The 3977-nt window shown below is 68.2% G+C and carries 3 protein-coding genes and 1 pseudogene; 3 read left to right on the forward strand and 1 reads right to left on the reverse strand.

The genetic code is table 11. The annotated features are described in order from the left end of the window. Positions 1 to 13: 13 nt before the first annotated feature. A pseudogene (locus ACFWF3_RS27130) lies at positions 14 to 340 on the forward strand (transglycosylase family protein); the annotation flags it as partial. A gap of 43 nt (positions 341 to 383) precedes the next feature. Here the strand turns inward: ACFWF3_RS27130 and ACFWF3_RS27135 are convergent. Continuing rightward, positions 384 to 1658: a PucR family transcriptional regulator gene (locus ACFWF3_RS27135; RefSeq protein ID WP_378991460.1), complete on the reverse strand. Its 1275-nt coding sequence runs from the start codon at positions 1656 to 1658 to the stop codon at positions 384 to 386. A 192-nt stretch (positions 1659 to 1850) separates the two neighbouring features. Here ACFWF3_RS27135 and ACFWF3_RS27140 point away from each other — a divergent pair, with 192 nt between their 5' ends. Beyond that, positions 1851 to 2999: an esterase/lipase family protein gene (locus ACFWF3_RS27140; protein WP_378991461.1), complete on the forward strand. Its 1149-nt coding sequence runs from the start codon at positions 1851 to 1853 to the stop codon at positions 2997 to 2999. Then, the coding region (locus tag ACFWF3_RS27145) for a lipase family protein (RefSeq protein WP_379316209.1) at positions 2996 to 3977 on the forward strand (982 nt) is incomplete at its 3' end. The genes ACFWF3_RS27140 and ACFWF3_RS27145, both read left to right, overlap by 4 nt.

Raw genomic sequence — 3977 nt, forward strand, 5'->3', positions numbered from 1 at the left:
CAGGAAATACTTTATGTCTTTCAATCGCAAGTTCACCACCCGTGCCCTTGGTCTTGCCGCTGTTGCCGGCGCGATGATCGCCGTTCCGGCCGGTCTGACCACCGCAACCGCCTCGGCGAACAACTGGGACGCCGTGGCGCAGTGCGAGAGCACAGGCAACTGGAACATCAACACCGGTAACGGCTACTACGGCGGCCTGCAGTTCTCGCAGAGCACCTGGGAAGCCTACGGTGGCGCGGGCTCCGCCGACAACGCCAGCCGTGAAGAGCAGATCCGCGTGGCCGAGAACGTGCTGGCCGCGCAGGGTCCCGGCGCCTGGCCCGTGTGCAGCGCCTACCTGTAAAGAGCGCTGACAAGTAAGACTTTCCTTGTCGGGAAACGAATTACCCGCTATTCGATGCACACGTCGAATAGCGGGTTTTTTCGTTCTCCAGGGAATCGAGTCGATACACCGTGAGCGACGCGGCGAGCATACGTGAATCTTTCGGATCGGCCGGGTCGAGACCGGTGAGTTCGGCGATCCTGCGCAGGCGATAGGTAAAAGTATTCGGGTGCACGTGAATAAGTCGTGACGCAGTTTTGCGGTCGGCGCCGTGCACGAGATGCGCCTCCAGCGCATCGATCAGGTGCGGACTGCTTAAAAGCGGAATCACCCGCTGCGCCAGGCGTTCTCGGGCCGGGCCGGGCCGGGTGAGCTGATATTCGAGCAGCAGATCGTCGAGCCGGTAGCAGCCGCCGGGCTTGCCGCGTAGTCGCGCCAGTTCGGTCAGTTCGGTCGCGTCCTTCGCCGCGGCCGGAATGGCGTCACGACTGACACCGGAGAATTCGGCCAGATACACCGGTACCCCGAACTGGGCCCGCAGGCGGTCGGCGAGTTCGTCGAACTTCGCCGCGTCGAGGATGTCGGTTTCGGAACTGTGACTCAGCAACGCGATGCCGTGAGCGCCGTCGAAGGTGGCCGGGGTGGTGGTGCCGGTGAGCTCGTCCAAAGCGCGCTGCAGCACCCGGATCCGTCGCCTGGTCACCAGGTTGGCCGCGGTGCCAACGCGCGGCGGCTCGCTCAGATGGACCGCCAGCACCGTGTACTGATCGGCCAGGATCGTGTCGGCGCGGGCGGCGAGCTCCTCGGCGGGCAGGCCGCGCACCAGTGCCGAACACAGCTCCCGGCGCGCCTCGCGTTCGGCGTGATAGATCGACTGCTCGACCTCGGTGTAGGTTTCCACGACCGTCATGTTGATATGGCGCAGCAGATCGAGCAGGCGGTTGCCCACCCGCGCCATCTCCGCGGTCTCGGTGGGCAGAGCCAGCGACAGCGCCTCCGCGAACACCGACTGCGCCGAGCCGTGGATCGCGCCGATCAGCATCGGCAACGGCAACCGGTCCTCGGCGTGACGCTCGGCGACCGGGGCGACGAAGGCCGCGACCTCGGCGTAGGTGAACTCGCGGTCGGCGCCGATCGCCTCGAGCACGGCCCGCCCGCACGCGTAGATGGTCGGCAGCACTTCCGCGGTGAAGTGTCCGTCGGGCAATTCGGCGGGCGCGTTGGCGCCGAGACCGTCGGCGAGCATGCGTTCGGAGATCTGTGGCCACCGCGTCAGCAGCCGAGCGGTCAGCGCGGGCAGAGCGGGGAGTTCGGAAACGGGGTGTTCGGCGAGCATGACTCGATTGTGTCCGACGACAGCCCGGTAGTGGACCATCCGATCGAAAACGTACAGAACTTGGCTCCCGCGCCAATCCGGTCCAGAGTTTCTCGTTGCCCGGTGCAGTGACATCACTGTGTCCTGGGTCATAGATTCGCAGAGCGCGTCCGAGCCACCTGTTCGTCGACGCGGATCTACGGAAGTGAAACCATGATTGCAACGACGCATTCCCTTCGCCGCGCGCTGTGCGGAATCGGCATCGCCGCGGCGCTGACCGTGGCCGCAGGCCCGGCCGACGCGGCTCCCACCCTGGAGCCGACGATCGCCTCGCTGGCCGAATACGTGAACGCGGGCACGGTCGCCGCCGCCGACGGCCGCACTCCCACCGCCATCGCCGACACCGGCAGCGCCTCGGGCAGCAGCTCGGGTTCGTCGGGCAGCCGCGCCTCCGACGCCGTCGGTGAGGGCCCCGAGATGTCGGCCTACCTGCCCGCCTTCGCCTACGGCCTGCTCCACCCCGACGCCGCGCCGCCCGGCGCCAACCGCTGGGACTGCAAGCCCTCGGCGCAGCACCCGCGCCCGGTGGTGCTGCTGCACGGCACCTGGCTCAACGCCTACGACACCTTCTCCTATCTCTCGCCCCGCCTCGCCGAGGCCGGGTACTGCGTGTTCGCGCTGAACTTCGGCAAATCCGGGCTGCTGGAGGCCGGCGGACTCGGCGCCGTGCTGCCGGGGCGCTACGGGGTGGGCCCGATGGCCGACTCCTCCCGTCAGGTCGCCGATTTCATCGAACGAGTGCGCGCGGCGACCGGGTCGGACCAGGTCGACATCGTCGGCCATTCCCAGGGCGGCACCATCGCCAATCACTACCTGAAGTTCGAGGGCGGCCAGGGCAAGGTCGGCAAGCTCGTCAGCTTCGGCGCCACCCACCACGGCACCTCGCTGCTCGGGATCGCCACCCTCGGCCGCATGATCAACAACGCCGGCATCGACATCATGGGCTTCTACCGGCCGATCATCGGTGCCGCCAATGTCGAACAGGCCGTCGGCTCATCGTTCTACACCACGCTCAACGCCACCGGCGACACTGTGCCCGGCGTCGCCTACACCGTGGTCGGTTCCCGTTACGACGAGGTGATGAATCCCCTCGACCTCGCCTTCCTGCGCGCCGGACCGGACGCGACTGTCGACAACATCGCCCTGCAGAACGGCTGCGAACAGGACGTCTCCGACCACCTGACCATGATGTATTCCCCGCGCGCCGCCTCGATCGCGCTGCGTGCCCTCGATCCGGAAGGCAGTCCCACCTTGACCTGCACGTTCAACCCCTGGTTCTTCGGTGGCGGCGGCAGCCTATGACCGTCGACGCCCCGGCGCCGACCCGCGCCGCGCCGCTGCTCCCGCCCGCCGACCCGTTCTACGACGCTCCATCCGGTTTCGACGCGCTCGCGCCGGGGACGGTGGTGCGGTCGCGGCCGGTGGACGTCGCGCTGTTCGGGGTGATCCGGCAGCGGATCACGGCCTGGCAATTGCTGTACCGCACCTGCGATCTCGACGGTGCGCCGGAAGTATCGGTGACGACAGTGCTGCTGCCGTGGGGCGCTGCCGCGCGTCCACGGCCGCTGGTGTCGTTCCAGTGCGCGATCGATGCTGTTGCCCCGCAGTGCTTTCCGTCGTACGCGTTGCGGAGCGGCGCATGGACGATCGGTTCGATCGCGCCGCTCGAGCTGCCGATCATCGCGATGGCCCTGGAACAGGGCTGGGCGGTATCGGTACCCGATCACGAAGGGGCGGGTGGCCGGTTCGGAGCGGCACGTGAACCCGGATACCGTGCGCTGGACGGGATTCGGGCCGCGCTCGAATTCGCCCCGATGGCGTTGACGCCCACCACGGCGGTTGCCCTGTGGGGCTATTCGGGTGGCGGGTTGGCGACGGCGTGGGCCGCCGAACTGGCCGCCGAGTACGCGCCGGAGCTGAATATCGTCGGTGCGGCGGCGGGATCACCGGTGGGTGACCCGGCCGCCGCGTTCGTGCGTCTCAACGGCGGATGGTTCGCCGGGTTCCCGGCGGCGTTCGTCGCGGGATTGCGGCAGGCCTATCCCGAGCTCGATCCGGTGCTCAGCGATCACCTCGATGCGCGATATCGCGGTCTGCTCGGTGAGGCCGAGGAGCGCAGCACCTTCGCGCTGCTGCTGCGGTTCGCCCGTCGCGATGTGACCCGGCATCTGCGCGGCGGCATGGGGGAGTTGCTCGCCGAGCCCGTCCTGCGCCGCATCCTCGCCGACATCGAACCCGGCACTCGCGCGCCCGCCGCACCCCTGCTCATCGTCCAGGGGG

Source organism: Nocardia sp. NPDC060220 (genome assembly GCF_042727815.1).
GTDB lineage: Bacteria > Actinomycetota > Actinomycetes > Mycobacteriales > Mycobacteriaceae > Nocardia.

Coding starts and splice junctions, on each gene's coding strand:
- ACFWF3_RS27135 (WP_378991460.1), bottom strand. CDS start 1,658: ATGCTCGCCGAACACCCCGTTTCCGAACTCCCCGCTCTGCCCGCGCTG.
- ACFWF3_RS27140 (WP_378991461.1), top strand. CDS start 1,851: ATGATTGCAACGACGCATTCCCTTCGCCGCGCGCTGTGCGGAATCGGC.